This window comes from Borreliella carolinensis, from assembly GCF_032595855.2.
In the GTDB taxonomy this organism is placed as follows: domain Bacteria; phylum Spirochaetota; class Spirochaetia; order Borreliales; family Borreliaceae; genus Borreliella; species Borreliella carolinensis.
Window position 1 is genome coordinate 856910 of the sequence record NZ_CP132453.1, and the last position, 20381, is coordinate 877290.

Consider the following 20381-nt stretch of genomic DNA (forward strand, 5'->3'; position numbering starts at 1 on the left):
TATTAGTATTAGTACAAAATTTTTAAAATTTCTTTAGCCACTTCTGATTTTTTCATTTCTGGCAGTTCTTTTGTGCTTTGTTTATTTATTATATAAACTTTGTTTAAGTTTGAACCAAAATATTTAAGTTCATTTGCAATGATAAAGTCTAAATTTTTATTTTTTAATTTTTCGTTAGCTTTTTGAATTAAATTTTTAGAATCCTCAGCACAAAATCCAATAACAATTTGGTTTTTAAGCTTATTGTGTCCCACGTGTTTAATTATGTCAGGATTTTTTACTAATTTTATATATAACCTATTGGTTTTATTTTTTTTAATTTTACTGCTTAAAATGTGTTTGGGTTTAAAATCGGCAACAGCTGCAGCTCCAATTATTATTTCAAATTTATTATATATCTTGAGAACTTCTTTGTACATTTCCATTGCAGATTTTATTTTTATAATATTGACCCCTTCTGGCTCAGTTTCATTGGTTGGTCCTGTAATAATTGTAACTTGAGCCCCTAGTTTAACAGCTTCTTGTGCTAAGCAAAACCCCATTTTTCCCGTTGATGTATTTGAAAAATAGCGAATTGGGTCTATTAATTCTTCGGTTCTGGATGCTGTTATAAGTATTTTTTTATTTTTTAGGTAATCTTTTTGATTAAATTCATTCAATATTGTTTTTATAATTTTGTCTTCATTTTTAAGCCGCCCTAAAGCATTTGATGAACAAGCTAGAAATCCTTTATCAGGCTCAATGAATTTATAATGATAGGCTTTAAGCTTTTTTATATTTTCTTTTAAAATAGGGTTTGAATACATTGCACCATTCATTGCTATTGCGAAATAAGTAGGAGCTGTGCTTGCAGATATTATTGTAGTTAATGCATCATCAGCAATTCCTGATGCAATTTTAGATATTGTGTTGTAAGTCGCAGGAATAATAAGAATTAGATGTGCCCATTTTGCAATTTTTATATGCTCAACCTCATTGTGATCTAAACCCCATAAATTAGTAATAATTTTATTCTTAGAAATGGTTTCTAAAGTTAGTGGAGTAATAAATTTAGTTGCATTTTGTGTCATTATAACTTTAACTTTGTATCCTAATTTAACTAAACTAGAAACTATGTATACTGACTTGTAAGAGGCTATGCCCCCACATATACCAATTAATATATGTTTATTTTTATTCATATAATATATATTATATAATATACGTTTTTTAAGGTTGTTTTAAATGAAAAATAGGATTTTGTACGCTGTATTATTGTATGTTTGTATGTTTTTATTGTGGTTTTGTTTTGCCTATTTTATTGACACATCAGCTACTATATTTAATATTCCTTTGTGGTTTTTTGGGTCAGGAATTTTATTTCCCATAATAAATTTTTTTTTGGTTTGTTTTTTTATTTTAGCAATTAGTAAAACTTGATACATTGTCGATAATTTTTTTTATTTTTAGATTTTAAAAAAAAAGAAATAGAGGTAGGTTTTTGTTATTAAATAAATATTTTCTTGCAAATCGAAATATTAATTTTATTGTTATGGCTTTGTTATTTGCTTCTAGCTATATTAGTGCTAGTAGTTTTATTTCTGGTCCTTCTGCTGTTTATCAGTATGGGCTATCTTTTATATTATTAGCTACCATACAAATTCCCACAATTTTAATTGTTTTTGTTATTGTTGGTCAGAGATTAAATCGTGAATCAAAAAAAATTAATGCAATTAATATTATTGATTATATTAGGCATAGATATGAAAGTGATTTTTTAGCGTTAATTAGTGGATGTGTATTGATTTTTTTTTCAATGTTTTTGATTTCTGCCCAATTAATAGGTGGTGCTAAGCTTATAGAAGTTTTTTGGGGGATTGATTATGTGGTTGGTCTTTTGTTTTTTTCCTTATTAGTTTTTATTTATGTATTTTTTGGTGGCTTTAAGGCAGTAGCTTATACGGATTTGATTCAAGGATTTTTAATGCTAGTTTCATCTGTTATTTTGTTTTCTAGGATGTTAGATTTGGGAGGGGGTATTAATAATTTATTTAAAACAGCAACATTCAGCTTAGATAAAAGCCTTTTGCTTCCTTCAAATGTTGACCTAAAACCACAATATATAATTTCTTTTTGGATCTTAATAGGAATAGGAATATTAGGGCAGCCTCAAATTATTAATAATTTTATAGCATTTAAAGATGAGAATGCTATAAAATTTTCTCTTCCTATTTCTACTTTTATTATTAGCTTTTTAATTGTTTTGATGCATTTAATAGGGTTTTTTGCTGTTATTCTTTTTCCGGATTTAAATCCAAATGATAAAGTTGTTTTAAATGTAGCTTTAAAGGTTTTAAGTCCTTTTTATTGTTTTATGTTTTTTATGGGTCTTTTATCTGCAATAATGTCTACGGTAGATTCAAATTTGCTCTTAATGACATCTGTTTTAATAAAGTCAATATTTATTTATAAAAAAGATTTAAAAGAAGATGCAAAGGTTAGCAGGGTAATAATGATTTCTAATATTTTTTTTATTGTAACAATACTTATATTTTCTCTCTTTCCACCCAATTTTTTATTCTTTGTTAATATTTTTGCTTTTGGGGCTTTGGAAGTTTCATTTTTTCCCATTATTGTTTTTGGACTTTATTTAAATTTTGTAAGTAAAATGGCGGCTTTTGCTTCTATGTTTTTAGGTTTAATATTTTATTTGTGCATTTTACTCTTTGGTTTAAATATTTGGTTTTTTCACCCCGTTTTTCCATCATTTTTTGTTTCTATATTTACATTTTTAATAGTTAATTTTTTTTATAAAAAAAATAGTAAGGTTTGTTAGGGATATTTTTGCATTTGGATAAGTATATTTTGTTAGAAGTACTTGCTAATGATAATGGCAAGCGACTAGATTCAATTTTGATTAAAATTTTGAATTTTTCTAAAGCACGGATAATAAAACATATTAGAAAGGGTGATATTAGGTTGAATGGCCTAAAATCACATTTTTCATGCAGAGTTTGCAAGGGTGATAAAATTTATTTATATAAATCTTTAGCCCAAAGTTTGAATTTAATTGTGGATGAATCCTTTAAAAGCAATATTGATTTTGAATGTATTCGAAAAAGAATAATTTATGAAGACAGCGATTTACTTGTTTTGGATAAGCAAAGAGGCATTTTAGTTCATGGAGATAAAAATTCTCTTGATTTTTTAGTGAATGCTTATCTTTTAAGTCAAAATTTAAGATCTCTAAGCTTTAAGCCTTCTGCAGTTCATAGGCTTGACAGGAATACTTCTGGTATTGTTATTTTCGCAAAAAATATAAATACAGCAAGAAAGCTAAGTGAGGCATTTAGTAGCGGATCTATAATTAAAAAATATTTTGCAATACTTTTAGGTGAGGTTAAGTCAACTGTTGTTTATAAAAATCATTTGTTTAGAAATAAAAGGTTGAAAAAAACTTTTGTTTTAAAGGGTAAAGGGGATATTAATGCAATTACAAAGGTTAGTCCAATATTATCTTCCAAAAGAGCTACTCTTGCCGAGATTGTTATTGAAACAGGCTTTACTCATCAAATAAGGTCTCAGTGTTCCTTTAACAAGCATCCTTTAATTAATGACAAGAAATACTATGATAAATTCAAAAAAAGCGATTACTTTTTACATGCTTTTTTGGTAAAATTTAATGGAACATTCTTTAAAAAGAATGAATTTTACTCTAAGCCTAGTTTAGAATTTTTAAAACAAGTAAAAGATATTTTTGATGTCTATGAATTTTCAGAATTTTTCAAGTGATTTTTTTTTAAAAAAAATATTAAGTAAGGTTAAAAACTTAGCAACTAGCATTAAGCATAAATTTGTTAGAATTAAGGTGTATGCATTAGTAGGATCTGCTGGAACTGGCAAGAGCTTTAGATCGCATTTGGTAGCAGATAAATATTCAATACCTTTAATCATTGATGATGGGGTGTTAATTAAAAATATGAAAATTATTGCTGGAAGTTCTGCTAAGTTTGAAAATAATGTTTTTAGAGCAGTAAGGCGATCTGTATTTGAAGATGATGATCATTGCAGAGAAATGCTTGAAGTACTTGCAAGAGAAGAATTTAATAAAATATTAATATTAGGAACAAGTCTTAAAATGATAGATAAAATAATTTCAAGACTTTTGTTACCAAATGTTTTTAAGATTATTTACATAACAGATGTTTCAACCAGACAGGAAATAGAAAAAGCAAGAATTTCAAGGCAAATGGGGGAGCATGTTGTACCAGCAGCGGCTTTTGAAATAACGTCTATTAGACCCAATTTGCTATTAAATTCAATTAAAGTTTTTTTTAAAAGTGGGTGGTTCTTTGCTAGGAAGAAAAATTATATTCGATCTGTTGTAAAGCCCCATTTTTATGAAGAAGGGGTTTTGTCTATTTCTAAGAGAGCTGTAAGGCAAATTATTGAACATTGTGTTTCTGAGTATGATAGAAATTATATTGTTTATGATCTTAAAATCAAAAAAGATGGCAACAATTATCTTTTTAAGCTTTTTTTAAATATTCCTCTTGGAAATAACTTACTTAATAATACAGAAATGCTTAGAACTTATATTATTACGAACGTACTTAAGTATACAATAATTAATATATTATCTATTGATATAGTTATACATAAATTTTATGACAAAAAAGATTATTTAGAAGAGAGTTATGAAGGTTGATTTTGATAATTTGAATAATATTTTTTTTGTAGGGATTAAGGGTGCTGGGGTTTGTTCTCTGGCTTGTTTTTTAAATTCGAAAGGGTATTATGTAGAAGGGGTAGATGTCTCTGATACGTTTTATACTGATGAAATTTTAAAGAATAATAAAATATTTTATTATGAGAATATTTATGAGTTTTCATTAAAAGGGCTTGATAGGTCTTTTGATTTAATAGTATATTCTTCAGCCTACGATAAGGATAGTTTGCAAGTTTTACTTGAGGCAAAAGAATTAAATATACCTATTTTATCTTATTCTGAGGCTCTTGGCGAGCTTTCTAGAAAGTACTATAGCATTGGAATTGCAGGTTCTCATGGTAAAACGACCACTACGGCGTTTTTAGGTGTTCTTTTTAATAAATTAGGACTAAATCCTAATGTTATTGTGGGGTCAAGTGTTAAAGATTTTAAAGATAATTCTTCAATATCAGGTATTAGTAATATTTTTATTGTTGAGACTTGTGAGTATAAAAAACATTTTTTGAATTTTAGCCCCAATATGCTTATTTTAACCAATATTGACTATGAGCATGTTGATTTTTTTAAAAATTATGAGGCTCTTGAAGACGCTTTTTTACAGTATATTAATAATTTGAAGAAAAATGGGATATTAATAATTAATTCAGATGATAATAATTTGCTTAAAATTAAAAGACAAATTAACAGAAAAGATATAAATATTTTTAGCTTTGGATCTAAAGATTTGTCTGATTTTCAAATAAGTAATATTGCAGTTAAGAGTGAATATTTTTGTTTTTCTTTTTTGGGTTTGTTGAACGTTGAGCTTAAGACTGTTTTATTTCATAATGTATTAAATTTTTCAGCAGCTCTTTTGGCTTTAAATCTTTTTTTAGAAAATAATGGAAAGTCAATTTTTGATTTTGAAGAAGCAGTAAAAAGAGTTGCAAGAAATTATTGTGGTATAAAAAGAAGGGTTGAAGTTGTTAAAGAGAAAAATGGAGTGATTTACATGGACGATTATGCTCACCATCCCAGGGAAATTAAAAATACACTTTTTGGTATTAAAAATTTTTATAAGAACAAACGTATAATTTTGGATTTTATGCCCCATACATTTACAAGAACAAAAGAATTTTTTGCCGATTTTGTTGAAGTTCTAAGTGCCGCTGATATATTAATTTTGCATAATATATATCTTTCAAATAGGGAGAATTTTAATCCAGATGAACTTTCTGTTAAATTGTTTTTAAATATTAAAAAAATAAATAAAAATACTTATTTTTTTAAAGATGTTAAAGACTCTGTTGACTTTATAAAAAATTTATTAATATCGGGAGACTTGTTTATTACAATGGGTGCTGGAAATAATTTTATTTTACACGACTTTTTGTAAGGGTATTATAGTGAAAAGTATGACGGGCTTTTTTTATTTGGAAAAGATAATTGGTAACTATATGTTTAGTGTTAATTTGAAATCTTATAATGGAAAGTTTTTAGAATTTAAATTTAGGTTACCAGAAATTTTTTCCGGCTATGATCTTGATATAAGAAATTTGATTTCAAAATATATTAGTAGAGGTAATGTTTTTTTAAATGTAGGATATAAAGAATTGGTTCCACGTGTGAATTTTACAGTTAATCCTAATTATATTGAGGCTATTTCTAGACTTAGAGATTCTTTGGCGCATACCAATCTTAATATTAAAAACGAACTAAGTTTAGGTGATTTTTTATCATTAAAGGGGGCTTTGATAATTGATGAGGATAGTGAACACCAAGAAGAGATTTATGGGTTGTTTAAAGGTGTTCTAGAGGAAACCTTATTCCATTATAATAATGGAAGAAGTTTTGAAGGAGAAAATACTAAATCGGATATTGTGTCAACTCTTGCGCTAATAGAGCGAGACCTTAAAATTGTTAAAGATGCTTGCAGCGATATAAATGTCAGATTATTTGCAAGCATTAAAGAAAATATCTCTAAATTAATGGATGAATTTAGAGATATGAGTATTGCAGAAGAGGCCGCTAAAATGGCAATTCGTTTAGACATTAATGAAGAGATTATTCGTTTAGATTCTCATATAGAAGCTTTTTATAAAAATCTTGAATATGAGATATGCGGCAAAGTTCTTGAATTTATTTCTCAAGAAATGCACAGAGAAATAACAACTATGAGTAATAAGGCAGTTGATCTTGATATTAAGAATTTGATTTTGAATATGAAGTTAAATTTAGAAAAAATAAAAGAGCAAATAAGGAATGTTGAATGAAAATAGCACTTTCTGGTAAGAGTGGTTGTGGTAATACTACTGTAAGCGGTATGATTGCCAAACATTACGGTCTTGAGTTTATTAATTATACTTTTCATGATATTGCAAGAGAGCATAATATCCCTTTTTCAGAGTTTTATGAAAAAGAGATAATAGGAAGAGATGATTATTATTGGGATAGGTATCTTGACAATAGATTGTCCGCGCTTTCTAAAAAAAATAATACAGTGCTTGCTTCTCGTCTTGCTATTTGGATTTCTAAGAGTGCTGATTTAAAAATATATCTTTATGCTAAAATGGAGGTTAGAGCTGAAAGAATAATGACTAGAGAGGGGGGTATGTATTCTGATGTTTTAAGCACTACTTTTAGTAGAGATGAAAATGATAAGAAAAGATATTTAGCTATTTACAATATAGATATTGATGATTATTCTTCAGAGACCGATTTGGTGATTGATGTTACAAATATTAATCCAAATGAAGCTTTTGAATTAATTAGAGATGAAATTGATAAAAGAAACTTGAAAAAAATTAGCTAAACTTATTTGATATGTTTATTTTATAAGGAGATTAAATGACTAAAGTGCCTTTAAAAAAAATACAAGATTTTGATGGAAATTTTTATGAACTTGTTGTTGCAACTATAATGCGCACAGAGCAAATCATAGACAATATTTCTTTAGCAGAACATGCTACTTTTGATGATAAAATATTAGGGCAAGCTTTTAATGACGTTTTGACTGGTAAATTTAGCTATTCAATTGAAGGAAGATAGAATAGTTTTTATTTTTGGCCCTACAGCTGTGGGCAAAAGCAATATTTTGTTTCATTTTCCAAAAAATAGAGCAGAAATTATTAATGTTGACTCTATTCAGGTGTATAAAGAGTTTGATATAGCCTCTTCAAAGCCAAGTAAAAATTTAATGAAACATATAAAGCACCATTTAGTAGATTTTTTAGATCCTCAAAAGGAGTATACTATTGGAATTTTTTACGAACAGGCTTTAAAAATAGTAAAAGAAATAAGACAGAAAAAAAAAATTCCCATATTTGTAGGGGGTACCGCTTTTTATTTTAAGCATTTAAAGGACGGATTTCCTTTAACACCTTTGGTTACTTCTGAAGTAAGAATTTATGTAAACAATCTTTTAGCTCTTAAGGGTAAATCTTATCTTTTAAAAGAGTTGAAGAATGTAGATCCCATTAGGTTTAATATCTTAAATAAGAATGATATTTATCGCATTAAAAGATCGCTTGAGGTTTACTATCAAACAGGAATTCCTATTAGCCAATTTCAAAAAAAACAAAATGGCGAGTTTAAAAATATTGTGATTATAGGTCTTAAGAGATCTTTTGAAGATTTAAAGACTAGAATATCAACAAGAATTAATGAAATGCTCAATGGTGGACTGCTTTCCGAGATTAAGGGTTTGTTTAGTAAGGGCTACAATGAAAATACTCCAGCTTTTAAAGGGATAGGCTATAATGAGTTTTTGTTATGGAAAAGTAGACCTTGGTACGATTTAAATGATATAATAAGTTTGATAAACAAAAATTCGTTTTTATATGCAAAAAGGCAAATGACCTTTTTTGCCAAAATTTCTGATGTTTTATGGCTTCATCCAGAGGATGATTTAGATAACATTTTGAATTTAATTTTTAAAATTGATAAGGAGATTTAGGGAGTGCCTTGCGGAAGAAAAAGAAAATTAAAAAAAATTTCTACCCATAAAAGGAAGAAGAAAAGAAGAAAGAATAGACATAAGAAAAAAAATAAATAATTTATTACATAGATCGGACTTTTGTCCGGTTATGTAGTGGAACTATTTAGAATGTTCAATTATTATATTGTTGACTATATTTATGTCTTTGCTAAAGATGTATAGTTTAGTTCCCTTGTAATTGACTAGGATCCAATTTCCTTCAATTCCATAGCGTTCTGTTTTTTCTAGTGTTTTTTCAATTTTTACGACTTCATCTTTTCTGAGTAGAGCTGCGTAATCATAATCCAATTCGCTATTTTTCTTAGTGCTTTTACTAAGAAAAGCATAATCTTTTATTATTATGCCCATTTTATTGCTAAAGCCCAGAATGCTACTTTTGGGCAAATTTAATTTTTGAATGAGAGGAATTTTGTTATTGCTATTGCAGGCTAAAAGAATTATGGATATTAAATATAATGTTTTTGTATTCATAATTTCCTTGATTTTTTATATACTATTTTAGTGTGTTACTATAATAATATAGTATTTTTTAGAATTTTTAAGGATTGTTAATGAAGAAATATCTTTTTTTTATTTTATTTCTCATCTCTTCTAATAATTTAATTTTTTCTTATCCACTTTCTTTTGGTGGAGGGGTTTCTTATCAATTTACTAATTATACTGATAAAACAGGCGCCACTAAATTTGCTTCAAATTTTACTAGAGCAGATCATGGGATTAATTTGAATTTATTTTTTGATGCAAATTATGCACTTTTTGAAATGTCTTACAAAGAGGCTTTTGTTGATACTCACAATGGTAGATATTTCTCACTTGGGCTTTATGGAACATATCCGATGGTTTTCAAAGAACAGGTTAGAATGCTTTTCCCATTGATTGGGTTTAAATACGCTTTTAATTTGAGCTCTACTAATTTTAATCTCTTTTTTTTAAGCATGGGGCTTGCTGCTGATCTTTTTATTCCCGATCTTGAGGGTTTATACATTAGGCCTTTGTTTATGCTTTCTATATCTCCATTTTCTAATAATAAAAATTTTTCTGGGTTAACAACTGAGATTATGCTTGGATTTAATATCGGTTGGAAATTTTTCAATTAGGAAGTTTTATTCCTAAATGAAATGGGACAGATCTTTCCTGTCCAAAGATGTTTGCAGTGAAATTTAATTTGTAAGGAGCATTATTTGATTTTACAACAAGAGTGCTTGAGCCCCCTCCATCTAGATTAATGGCGTTAGTCATGCCATAGCTTAATGCAAAATCAATGGCTTCATTAAGAGAGGCCCCTTTGCTATTATTGACACCCCTTCCTTCTATTGTAGCAAGAAATAAATACTTATTATTTTTATCAGTTCCTATTATTGTTCTTGGGTGCTTTGTTTCTTTGAAATTTTTTTTATACTTTCCGTTTTTGATTAAAACAAAAAATCCACTAAATCCATAATCGCAGTTTTCTATTTCATCTTCTTTGGGATTTAATATGATTTTATTGTGTTTTATTACAATCTCTCCGTAGTTATTTATTTGTTTTGAAATCATTTTTTTATTATATATATATAGTCCTTTTGGGAAAAACATGTTTTGTTTAACTTCATATGGACTTGTGTTAATTGCAATGTCAACATTGTTGGAAATTAAGAAATGGCTTGTTGTTTGGCCTTTAAAGTAGTAATTGTTTATCTTTTTGTCGTAAATAGGTTTTGATATGGTGAATTTTAGATCTTTATTTTCAATTTTCACTAGAACATAATTACTGTTTATGAAATAATCTCTAATAATTTTGTATTTGGCTTGTTTATTGCTTGATTTGGACAGCATTAGCCCCGAGAAAATACTTAAAATCAATACTAGTAGTGTTAATATTTTTTTATTCATTTCTTTTTATTTTATAAGAATAAATACTTTTGGGATAGTTTGTTAGTATGAGGTTTTTAATTTTAGTTGCTAATTTTTCGTTTTTGAATTTTATAAGACTAAATATTTGATAAATTATTTTGACATCTATATTTTTTTCTTTATTTAATATTTTTTTAATTTCTTCTTCATTAATATTATCTTCATTTATTCTTAATTTTAGCGAAATGATTTCGTTTTTTATTTTTTGATTTTTGATTTTTTTTTGGTTTATTTTGTTTAAAAAATTATTAGCTTCTTTATATTTTTTTATTTTTAGATAGTATTTTGTAATTAGCAGATAATATTGTTCTAAGTCAAAATTTTTAATTTTATTTATTGTTTCTAATTCTTTTGGCAGGTTATTAGTTAAATCATAAAGCATATGTAGCTTTATTAAATTTTCTATATTTTCTTTATTATTACTTTTTAATTCAAAAGGAGAAATTGCTGGAGAAATTGCTAAAAATAATAAAACAAAAAAAAATGATAGCCAGTTCATAATTTATTATAAACTTTGTTTTAAGAATAATGAAAATAATTTGAAATTATTATAAGCATTGAATCCAACATTGAAGAATGTTTGATTATTATCTTTTCTTTATAAAAAGGCTTTCAAAGTTTAGTTTTTTAAAAAAAGTAATTTAATTTTTTGTAAACCTTATTTATTAATTTCTTTATAAAATGTAACTTTTGTATGTATTCTTTGTTTTCTATAAGGCTTTTGATGCTTTCCATAGATTCTTCTATTGCCATTATGAAATTTTGTTTGGGTTTTAGTCTGAAATTTCCAGAATAATCTGTTTCCAATGATAAAAAAAGTGCATTTTTTTTAGGGGGAGAGCTTGTAAATTGCATTGTACATTCTAAAAGATTTTTCATTTTTTCAAGTTCATTAATGTTTACATTGTTTGTTTCATATTTTTTTATATAATGCCAATCTTTTCCCATGTTTTTAACTATTTCTATAGTTTCTAAAAATTTTTTGTTGTTAAAAACCGTTATATTTTTATGCATCAATTGTATTTTAATTTTTTTCAAATCTTCATTATTTTGATTGTTTGGTTCGTTTTTAAAAATCATTTCTTTTAGCGATTCTAGGTTAATTTTTATTACGTAAATGTTATTTTTGTATTCCGCTTTGAAAATTTTTTTCCCTATTTTGATTTCATTGAGAATTTTTGTCTGCTCGGTATTTGTTATTTGTTTCTTTTTATCAGATATGTCTTTATTTTTAAACTCTTCATTTATAATATCGTCAACCCATTCTTTTTTTAAGACGCCAATAGATCTTGCATACATTTTTGTAGTTTCTATAATTTCCCCTGCAACGAAATATTTCACAGAATCGGTGCTAATAAGTGATCCTGGATGAATTATTACGTTTTGAGCTCTGATGGTTTTATATTTCTTTTTTGAAGTTTTAAAACAAATATAATCCCTCATTCCTTTCATTATTGATTTTAAATATCCTTCGTTGTCAAAAACACCTTTTTGTATTATTGGTATATTTAATTTGCTAATAATGTTTTCAAGTTGCATTTGTACGTTTGCTATCTCTTCAAGTCCCTGTAGATCTAAATAATTTTCCTTTGTGAAAGCTTCTTTATTTAGAGCTTTTTTAAAATCTTCAAAGATATTAACAAACCCAATTAAATCTCCCATTGGATTTTTATATTTTAAGTGAGCTTGTCTGGCTTCCATCTCTTCATTTTGGGGTAATAGGAAAATTCCACTTGTGGATAAAAATGATAGACCTATTGTGGTTTGATAGATCGCTTGTGGATAATTTATCATTGCTTCGACTAATGCTCTTGAATGTGCAGGTATTAATGGGAATAGTATCATATATTTCCCAATTTCTGTAAGTTCGTTTTTATTGTTTATAGCATCCAGAGATTTTAATATTTTGCTTGCAGTTTGAATCGAATGCGTTGATGGTTTTGAGATAAAGTCAAAGTGGGTAAAATCTCTAATTCCAATATCTGCCATTCGCAGTACTACTTCAGATAGATCTGTTCTATATATTTCTTCTTTTTGATAATCTTCTCTTAATTGATAATCTTCTCTTTTGTAAAGTCTGTAGCAAGTTCCTTTTGAAAGTCTTCCTGCTCGACCAGCTCTTTGAGTTGCTGATGATTTTGAAATTGGAACTTCTTGGAGCGAATAGGTATGAGTTTTTGTTTGGAATTTGTTTGTTTTAACTTTTCCACTATCTATTACTATTTTAATATTTTCAACTGTGATTGAAGTTTCTGCTATGTTTGTTGAGACTATTATTTTTCTTTTATTTTTAGGAGTAGGCATAAATATTTGCTCTTGAGCTTCTTTAGGCATTCTGCCGTATAAAGGAAATATTATTAATTTTTTTTTTGAGTTTAATTCTTGTAATTCTTTAATAGTTTCTTTTATTTCTTTCTCTCCAGATAAAAATATAAGAATATCTCCTGCTTTTTTTTCTTTTATTACGTTTAAGACAATTTCTTTTATTTTTAATATCATCCCTTTTGATGTGTTTAAAAGAGGAGGATTGTATATTATTTGCACTGGGTAAGTGATAGTTTCAATACTAACAACCGGTGCATTATTGAAATATTTTGAAAATATTTTTGTGTTTATCGTAGCAGATGAAACTATGATTTTAAAATCATCCCTTTTTCTTGAAATGTCTTTAATAAGGCCCAATATAAAATCAATGTTTAAACTTCTTTCGTGTGCTTCGTCTATTATGATTACATCATATTCATAAAGTAGTGTATCTTTTTTTAGCTCTTGCAGAAGCACCCCGTCAGTCATTAATTTGATTTTGGTTTTTGGGCTTGTAATTTCTTCAAATCTTATCTTATAGCCAACTTCTTCTCCAACATTTACGCCAATATGCTTGGCAATATATTCAGCTATTGATACTGTGGCTATTCTTCTTGGTTGAGTTACTCCAATTTTTCCTAATTTTGCAAAACCCGCTTCATAGATTATTCTTGGCAGTTGGGTGGTTTTTCCACTACCTGTTGGACTTTCTACAATTAAAACATTATGTTTTTTTAGTACTTTAATTAATTCATCTTTGTATTTATAAATTGGAAGTTTTAAATCATTCATATTTATAACAAGCTGAATACATATTTTTCATTTACTTCATCAAGATTAATGTTATCAGGTAAATCAATCTTCTTTCTTTTAATTTTAGCATAAAATTTGTCGTTTTTTTTGTAAATATATATTTTATTGCCGATTTTGTTTTTAGAAAATGTGATTATTTTAACGATTATGCCCACTTTATTGGCTCTTTCGTTGAGTAGGCTGATGGCCTTGTCTAGTGTTATGTCATATGCTTTTAAATCTTTTTTTAGTGAGCAAGCAATACTTCCGCTTTCAGTTTTAATATAATCCCCAAAAACACCGGTTGCAGCAATGATTTGTTCATTAGTTTGAGGATGCTTGCCGATTGGTTTTGGCAGTGAGAGCAATTTTAAAGCAAGTTCTAATGTTATGTTTTCAGGATCAATTTTTTTAGTTGATGCTTTTTTTGCTTTTATTATTTTTAATTTTTTAGGTTTTCCTTTTTTTGTATATTCTTGAGGGGCATAGGTATCTTCTCCAAGTTGGACAATGTTTCCATAAATTGTATTTTTAAAGATTACATTAAGTCCTGTTAAAGGATCAACCCCGAGTATATTAGGTTTTAACTCTTTTTCATTTATTATTTTTTCTATTTCATCTTTTTTGTACAAATTTTCTAATGGAGTTTTTGTATTAATTGAGTAATTATGCCCTTTGAATATCAAATAAGGTCCATATTTGCCAATGTTTATTGTATAATTAATGCTGTTATCATTTTTATTTTCTATGTCTTGACTTTCAATAACGGTTCTAAATTCAGAAGAATCAATTTTGGGTTCTAGTTGCATTACTGTATCTTTTAGTCCTTTTTTGCCATTATAAAATTTACTTAAATATTTTATTTTATCCAGTTTTCCTACTGCTATTTTATCTAATTTTTCTTCCATATTAGAGGTGAAATTTAGCTCAATTAGTACTGGAAAATATTTCTCAAGAAGATTTATTACAGCAGCTCCTTTTATGGTTGGCATTAATGTGTTGTTAAGTTTGAAGGCATATTCCCTTTCTAAAAGTGTTGATATAATTGTAGAATAGGTCGAGGGACGACCTATCCCTTCTTTTTCCATTTTTTGCACAAGAGACGCCTCTGTGTATCTAAATGGAGCCTTTGTTTCGTGTTCGTTTGGTTTCATTTTAACTATTGAAAATGTATCTCCCTTTTTAATTAAGTCAAAATTTATGTTAAGGCATTCATCTTTTTCTTTAGTGTGTTTAAGAAATCCATCAAAAATTATTTTTGTAAAGCTTGATCTGAAAATTAAATTTTTATACTTAAAAGTCAGTTTTATATTTTCTTTTATTGCATCTTTCATTCCAGAAATAATGGTTCTATCCCATATTATTTTGTAAATTTCTTTAGCAGTTTTGCTTTCTATTTCTATGGTTTCATTTGGAATAAACATTTCAGAAGGCCTTATTGCCTCATGTGCATTTTGAGCCATTTTTTCTTTTTCATAAATTCTGCCTTTTTCTTCTACATAGTCTTTTCCATATTTATTTTTTATTATTTTTGTTATTTTATCTTTTGCAATTTTAGCAATATTATGAGAGTCTGTTCTCATATAAGTAATGTATCCGTGTTCGTAAAGTTTTTGAGCGTGTTGCATGATTTGTTTTGTTCCAATTTTAAGGCGCTTATTTATTTCTTGTTGAAGTGTAGAGGTAGTAAATGGCTTTGGAGGAGGTATTTTTATTTTTTTAGTTTCTATTGAAATTAATTCAATTTTTTGTCCATTTTTTAATTCTTTTTCAAGCTCTACCATTAAATCTTGGGTTATTATTATTGTCTTGGTGATATTTTTAAGTTTTCCAGTTTCATTTATAAAGTCTTTACCTTCTGCTATATTTTTGCCGTCAATTTCTTCTAATTTTGTTTCAAGCAACAAGTCTTTTTTCTCGTGTTTACATTGAAGTAAAATTGAATAATAATTGGCCTTTTTGAAATTTATTCTAGTTTTTTCTTTTTCTATTAATAATTTTAATCCAACAGATTGTACTCGCCCAGCAGAAAGTCCGTAGGCTACTTTTTTCCAAAGTAGAGGAGAGATTGTATACCCGTATAGTCGGTCTAATATTCTTCTAGCTTCCCCAGCATTAACAAGGTTCATATCTATATTTCTAGTATTTTTTAGTGATTCGGTTATTGCAGTTTCTGTGATTTCATGGAATATCATCCGTTTATAATTTTTGATTTTTAATACTTCTTTTAAGTGAAATGCTATAGTTTCTCCTTCTCTGTCTTGGTCGGTTGCAAGATATATTTCGTTTATTGTTTTTACTAATTTTTTTAGTTTTGATACAATTGGTTTTTTATTGCTAGGAATAATGTAAATTGGATTAAATCCATTGTTATAATCTATAGAAATATTTGCCCATTCGTATTTTTTATATTCTTTGGGGATTTCTTTTGCATTGTTTGGCAGGTCTACTATGTGCCCAATGCATGCTTCTACTAGGAATGATTCATCGAGAAACTTTTTTATTGTCTTGGCTTTTGTTGGCGATTCAACTATTATCAATTTTTTATTTTCCATAAATTCCTTATGTTTATATATTGTATTATAATATATAAATATAATTTAAGAATTAAAAAAAGTGAGAGTATTTTGTGAACAATTATAAAATTCTGCATACTTCGGATTGGCATATTGGAAAAAAAATTGAAAATTTTTCAATACTTAAGGAGCAGAAAAATTTTTTATCTTTTCTTTTAGAATTTATTAAAAAGGAAAAGATTGATCTTTTACTTATTGCTGGGGATGTTTATGATTCCAAAAGGCCTGGATTTAAAGAGCAAAGATTGGTGAATGATTTTTTTTATGAACTTTCTTTTACTTCTTGTAAATGGTGTGTGGTTATTTCTGGAAATCATGACAAAAAGGATTATTTAAGTATAAATAAAAAACTCCTTTCACGGTTTAATTTTTTTTTAATAACAGAATATGGCTCTGATGAGCAAATAGTTTTATTAAAAAATAATGAAAATCTTAAGTTTATTGTTGTTTGTCTTCCACATATAAATGAAAGGCTTATTTTAGGGCAAAATTTTGATGATATTTTTGAATTAGAAGATCAGTCTTCCAGTAAGCTATTTCTTGAAAATTTAGAAAATGCTTACAGAGAAGAAATATCAAATTTATCTAAATTTTTAGAAAACAAGTATAAAGGGATTCCTAAAATATTAATGGCGCATTCTTTTTTTGGCAGTAGTAAAAAGATTGATACTTTGGGAGGCAGTTATATTGTCCCTTATAATGTTTTTGGAAATAGTTTTTCTTATGTTGCTCTGGGGCATATTCATAAATTCATGAAACTAAGAGATAATATTGTATATTCAGGATCTCCCATGCAATATTCATTTAATGAATCTTGCGATAAATACATAAATGTTTTACATTTTGATAACAATAAATTAATCTCGCAAAAAGCATTTTTGGTGCCGATTTTTAATAAATTAATCTTTGTTAAAGGGTCTTTAAATGAAGTTCTTGACTTTTTGGCTAATTTCAAAAAAGGAGAATCTTTTACTATTTATTTGAAAATTGAACTTAATGAGGCAGTTGATACTAGTGCTGAGGAGACTATTTATGATTTAGCAAGGCTTAATTTTATGAATTTAGTTTCTATTTCCTATTCTTTACCCTTAAGCCAGGATTTGCAAGACGACTCCAACTTTATTGGAGAACTTGAAGTGCTTGAAATGGATGAAAAATATTTTTTTGAAAAAAAGTTGAGACGAGATTTTGAGAACGGAGTTATTAGGGATATCAAGTTTAAGGAAGAAGAGCTTATTTCTCTTTTTAATGAGGTTTTAACTAACGGATATTTGGGTGAATATGAGGATAAATAAACTCATATTTAAAAATATTGCTTCGTATAAAGGTGAACACGAGTTAAATTTTGATACGCTTCTTTTAAGACAATCGGGCATTTTTTTAATTTCTGGCAACACTGGAGCAGGTAAAAGCACTATTTTAGATTGCATAACTTTGGCGCTATATGCTCGTGTTTACAGACTTGGAAAAAAAATTGTAGATATTATATCAAAGGGCGAAACTAGCGCTTACGTTAAATTAACGTTTACTATTTCTGGCAAGATTTATGAATCTTTTGTTGAGCTTAATGTAAAAAATATAGAAACCCCTAAGAACATGTTGCTTAGTTGTTTTTTTGATAACAGTATTATTGAGGGTAGAGCCGATGTTTTAGAGCATATTAAAAGTCTTTGTCGATTAGACTTTAACCAATTTTGTCAAACTGTAATTTTACCACAAGGCAATTTTCAAGAATTTTTAACGTCAACTCCCAAAGAGAAAACCGCAATAATTGATAATATTTTTAATTTGAAAAAATATGATAATTTGGAATTTTATTTAAAAAGTGATTTAGAGCGCACAAAGTTTAATATAGATAAATTGTTGAATTCTGAATCTTATGAAAAATCAATTCTTGATTATGATGAGAGTGAATATAAATCTCTTAAGGATTATTTGGATTTAGTTGATATTGATCGATTAGAAATTGATCTTGAAAATGTTAGAAGAGCTATTTCTTTGTGTAATCAGGCAATATCGGCTAATGAGAGATATTTGAGTTTGGAAAGTGAAATGTCTTCTCTAGAGGAACAATTATCTTCTCGGATTGAACATCTAAACTCTTTAGAGAGAGATTATTCTGTTCAAAAGAAATTAAAAGAAAATTTGGATTTAGATCGGAAAATTTATTTATGTTCAGATTTTTGGAATTTGAAAAATCTAGTTGCTATGCAAGGTGACTTGTTTAATGATAGCAGATCTCTTGATTTAGAACTTTCAAAAGTAATGAGTAATTTAAAAGAAATTAGATATCTGGATAGCAATAATTTTAATTTTAGTTATGTTAAGGAGCTTTATAACAAAAATTGCAATCTTTTTAATTTAAAACTTATTGAGAACGATTATCAAAGCTTGCTTTTAAGGAAAAATAGTCTTGAGGATGAAAAAAAAGAATTATTAAGGGCTCATAGTAAAAAAAATGATGAGATTAAAAGCATTTCTTCTGAGAAATCTAATTTTGATTTTGACAAGTATGTTTACTATGAAGCATTGAAATTGTTTCAAACTTTTAATGATGAGTTGATTTCAAAATATAGAGATAAGTTACAATTTTTATTAAAAGCTACTGAGAAAGAAGATTTTAATAAAAAAAGGGGAAAAAATATTATTAAGATTGATTTATATAAAGAGTTGTTGAAATATCTTGATGATAAAAATTTTTCTATTGAGAGCGATAAAGAAAAACTAAAATATATTGAGGTTGAATATAAAAATTATCAGCATAAAGATAAGTTATCGGTTTGCAGCTTGAAAGAGCTTTATGCTTTAAATTCAAAACTTCATTTGATACAAAATCAACTTGATGAGCTTAAATATCAGATATCTTGCAGACAAGAAGAAATCTCTAAACAAGAGGTTAATGCTTTAGAGTTTAAAAATAATAATGCTGAGATTTTAAGATTGATTGGGAAAAATTTATTTGACAAATACATAAATTATTTTGACAGAGAAAAAATTTTAGTATTTGAAAGTAAATTAGAAAAACTTGAACAATTTAAGGTTAGGGAAAAAGATTTAAAAATTGAGATTTCTTTAAAAAATAAAAATTTTGATCAAAATCTTTTAAAGATTAAGGATTTATTATTGAAACTTAATTTAAATTTAAGCTTTAATGATTATTCTTCTTTGGAAAGGGAATTTAATGTTGTTTTGGCTAAACAGAAAAGTATAGAAAATGAATGGAATATGCTTGTTTTAAATCTTAAAAATTTAGAAGATTTAAAAATTAAAACCGAAACTCAAATTAAATTTATAAAGGAATCTATATTGACTTTAAAAGCGAGATTAAATGAAGAGCAAAATAGTTTTATTAAAATAATTTCAAATTTAAAAAGTGTGGTTTTTAGTTCATTTTCTTTTGAATCAGAAACTGCTTTGGAGCAAATTAGTCAAAATAGTTTGTATTTCTTACAAGAATTGAGTTTATCAATTAGCTCTAAGCTTGAATTTTTATCCAGAGATATCGAAAAGTATAAAATCAAGCTTTTAAATTTTCAAGCTCTTCAAAAAAAGATTAATCAGCAGAAAATTAATTTAGACTTGCTAAGAGGCGAATTAAATCTTGCTAAAGAAAGGAAAGATAAACTAGATGTTTTAAGGAAGGTGGTTATTAGATCTTCTGGATTGAAATATTATGTTCAAACTTTTTTAATTAATGATATTTTAAGGCTGGCAAATGAGAAGTATTTAAGGTGGATTTTTCCTGATTTTGAGCTTAAAACCAACAAAGAGAGCAAGGAGTTTGATTTTTTAATTGAAGACAAAAAAGATGTTAATAAAATAAGGACGGTAAAAACTTTGTCTGGTGGTGAGAAATTTCTTGTGTCTTTAGCTTTGTCTTTAGCTTTATCTGATAAAATAAGGGATAGTGAGTTGAAAATAGAAGCTTTTTTTCTAGATGAAGGGTTTGGCAATCTTGATGAGGATACTTTAGCTCAAGTTATGCCTAAGCTTTCTAAGTTCCAAATGATGACCGGACGACAAATTGGTATAATTTCCCATGTTTCTTATTTAAAGGAAATGATTAAAGCACAAATAGTTATAAACAAGATTTCTAAAATTTCTTATATTGCTATGGAAAATTTATGATCAT

The 20381-nt window shown here is 27.1% G+C and carries 18 protein-coding genes and 1 pseudogene; 12 read left to right on the plus strand and 7 right to left on the minus strand.

From position 1 onward, the window contains the following. Window positions 1-8 precede the first annotated feature (8 nt). Window positions 9-1181, minus strand: a complete 1173-nt coding sequence (gene coaBC, locus QIA46_RS04095) for a bifunctional phosphopantothenoylcysteine decarboxylase/phosphopantothenate--cysteine ligase CoaBC (RefSeq protein ID WP_317268530.1) — start codon at window positions 1179-1181, stop codon at window positions 9-11. Between the two features lie 43 nt (window positions 1182-1224). On the opposite strand from coaBC, the pseudogene QIA46_RS04100 reads away from it, so the two are divergent. Beyond that, a pseudogene (locus tag QIA46_RS04100) lies at window positions 1225-1338 on the plus strand (hypothetical protein); the annotation flags it as partial. Here the strand turns inward: QIA46_RS04100 and QIA46_RS04105 are convergent. After that, on the minus strand, window positions 1293-1424 hold the full coding sequence (locus QIA46_RS04105) for a hypothetical protein (RefSeq protein ID WP_014024020.1): 132 nt from the start codon (window positions 1422-1424) through the stop codon (window positions 1293-1295). The pseudogene QIA46_RS04100 and the gene QIA46_RS04105 overlap by 46 nt on opposite strands. A gap of 56 nt (window positions 1425-1480) precedes the next feature. Between QIA46_RS04105 and panF the strand changes: the two genes are divergently transcribed. Genes panF through miaA form a run of 8 tightly spaced genes read left to right on the plus strand, consistent with a single transcriptional unit; the run spans window position 1481 to window position 8642 of the window. Beyond that, a complete protein-coding gene (gene panF / locus QIA46_RS04110; protein WP_317268531.1) occupies window positions 1481-2815 on the plus strand; it encodes a sodium/pantothenate symporter in 1335 nt (444 codons plus the stop codon). 8 nt (window positions 2816-2823) lie between these two features. Further along, window positions 2824-3771: a pseudouridine synthase family protein gene (locus tag QIA46_RS04115; protein ID WP_317268532.1), complete on the plus strand. Its 948-nt coding sequence runs from the start codon at window positions 2824-2826 to the stop codon at window positions 3769-3771. Next, window positions 3740-4687, plus strand: coding sequence for a hypothetical protein (locus QIA46_RS04120; RefSeq protein ID WP_317268533.1), 948 nt, complete (start codon window positions 3740-3742; stop codon window positions 4685-4687). Before QIA46_RS04115 ends, QIA46_RS04120 begins: the two co-directional genes overlap by 32 nt. Continuing rightward, window positions 4677-6083 (plus strand): UDP-N-acetylmuramate--L-alanine ligase, encoded by a 1407-nt coding sequence (gene murC / locus QIA46_RS04125; protein ID WP_317268534.1) that lies wholly within the window; start codon window positions 4677-4679, stop codon window positions 6081-6083. Before QIA46_RS04120 ends, murC begins: the two co-directional genes overlap by 11 nt. A 10-nt stretch (window positions 6084-6093) precedes the next feature. Continuing rightward, the gene (locus QIA46_RS04130) at window positions 6094-6960 is read left to right on the plus strand and encodes a YicC/YloC family endoribonuclease (protein WP_317268535.1); all 867 of its coding nucleotides are present in this window, start codon (window positions 6094-6096) and stop codon (window positions 6958-6960) included. Beyond that, on the plus strand, window positions 6957-7499 hold the full coding sequence (gene cmk / locus QIA46_RS04135; RefSeq protein ID WP_317260510.1) for a (d)CMP kinase: 543 nt from the start codon (window positions 6957-6959) through the stop codon (window positions 7497-7499). Before QIA46_RS04130 ends, cmk begins: the two co-directional genes overlap by 4 nt. A gap of 35 nt (window positions 7500-7534) precedes the next feature. Then, on the plus strand, window positions 7535-7735 hold the full coding sequence (locus QIA46_RS04140) for a DNA-directed RNA polymerase subunit omega (protein WP_014024027.1): 201 nt from the start codon (window positions 7535-7537) through the stop codon (window positions 7733-7735). Then, the gene (gene miaA, locus QIA46_RS04145; protein ID WP_317268536.1) at window positions 7722-8642 is read left to right on the plus strand and encodes a tRNA (adenosine(37)-N6)-dimethylallyltransferase MiaA; all 921 of its coding nucleotides are present in this window, start codon (window positions 7722-7724) and stop codon (window positions 8640-8642) included. Before QIA46_RS04140 ends, miaA begins: the two co-directional genes overlap by 14 nt. 141 nt (window positions 8643-8783) lie before the next feature. Here miaA and QIA46_RS04150 read toward each other — a convergent pair whose 3' ends face one another. Next, window positions 8784-9155: a hypothetical protein gene (locus QIA46_RS04150; protein ID WP_317268537.1), complete on the minus strand. Its 372-nt coding sequence runs from the start codon at window positions 9153-9155 to the stop codon at window positions 8784-8786. 80 nt (window positions 9156-9235) lie between these two features. Between QIA46_RS04150 and QIA46_RS04155 the strand changes: the two genes are divergently transcribed. Beyond that, complete coding sequence (locus QIA46_RS04155; protein ID WP_317268538.1) at window positions 9236-9781, plus strand: hypothetical protein; 546 nt, start codon at window positions 9236-9238, stop codon at window positions 9779-9781. Here QIA46_RS04155 and QIA46_RS04160 read toward each other — a convergent pair. The 4 genes from QIA46_RS04160 to topA all read right to left on the minus strand — a co-directional run bounded on the left by QIA46_RS04160 (window position 9774) and on the right by topA (window position 16228). After that, complete coding sequence (locus QIA46_RS04160) at window positions 9774-10556, minus strand: phosphodiester glycosidase family protein (RefSeq protein WP_301341940.1); 783 nt, start codon at window positions 10554-10556, stop codon at window positions 9774-9776. The genes QIA46_RS04155 and QIA46_RS04160 overlap by 8 nt on opposite strands. Beyond that, a complete protein-coding gene (locus tag QIA46_RS04165; RefSeq protein WP_317268539.1) occupies window positions 10549-11076 on the minus strand; it encodes a hypothetical protein in 528 nt (175 codons plus the stop codon). The genes QIA46_RS04160 and QIA46_RS04165 overlap by 8 nt, the downstream gene beginning before the upstream one ends. Window positions 11077-11204: 128 nt before the next feature. After that, the gene (locus QIA46_RS04170) at window positions 11205-13673 is read right to left on the minus strand and encodes an ATP-dependent RNA helicase (protein WP_317268540.1); all 2469 of its coding nucleotides are present in this window, start codon (window positions 13671-13673) and stop codon (window positions 11205-11207) included. A 2-nt stretch (window positions 13674-13675) separates the two neighbouring features. Further along, a complete protein-coding gene (gene topA / locus QIA46_RS04175) occupies window positions 13676-16228 on the minus strand; it encodes a type I DNA topoisomerase (RefSeq protein ID WP_317268541.1) in 2553 nt (850 codons plus the stop codon). Window positions 16229-16302: 74 nt separating this feature from the next. Here topA and QIA46_RS04180 point away from each other — a divergent pair, with 74 nt between their 5' ends. Together QIA46_RS04180 and QIA46_RS04185 are read left to right on the plus strand one after the other, a co-directional pair. Continuing rightward, the gene (locus QIA46_RS04180) at window positions 16303-17544 is read left to right on the plus strand and encodes an exonuclease SbcCD subunit D (protein WP_317268542.1); all 1242 of its coding nucleotides are present in this window, start codon (window positions 16303-16305) and stop codon (window positions 17542-17544) included. Further along, complete coding sequence (locus tag QIA46_RS04185) at window positions 17531-20377, plus strand: AAA family ATPase (protein ID WP_317268543.1); 2847 nt, start codon at window positions 17531-17533, stop codon at window positions 20375-20377. Before QIA46_RS04180 ends, QIA46_RS04185 begins: the two co-directional genes overlap by 14 nt. The last annotated feature ends 4 nt before the right edge of the window (window positions 20378-20381 follow it).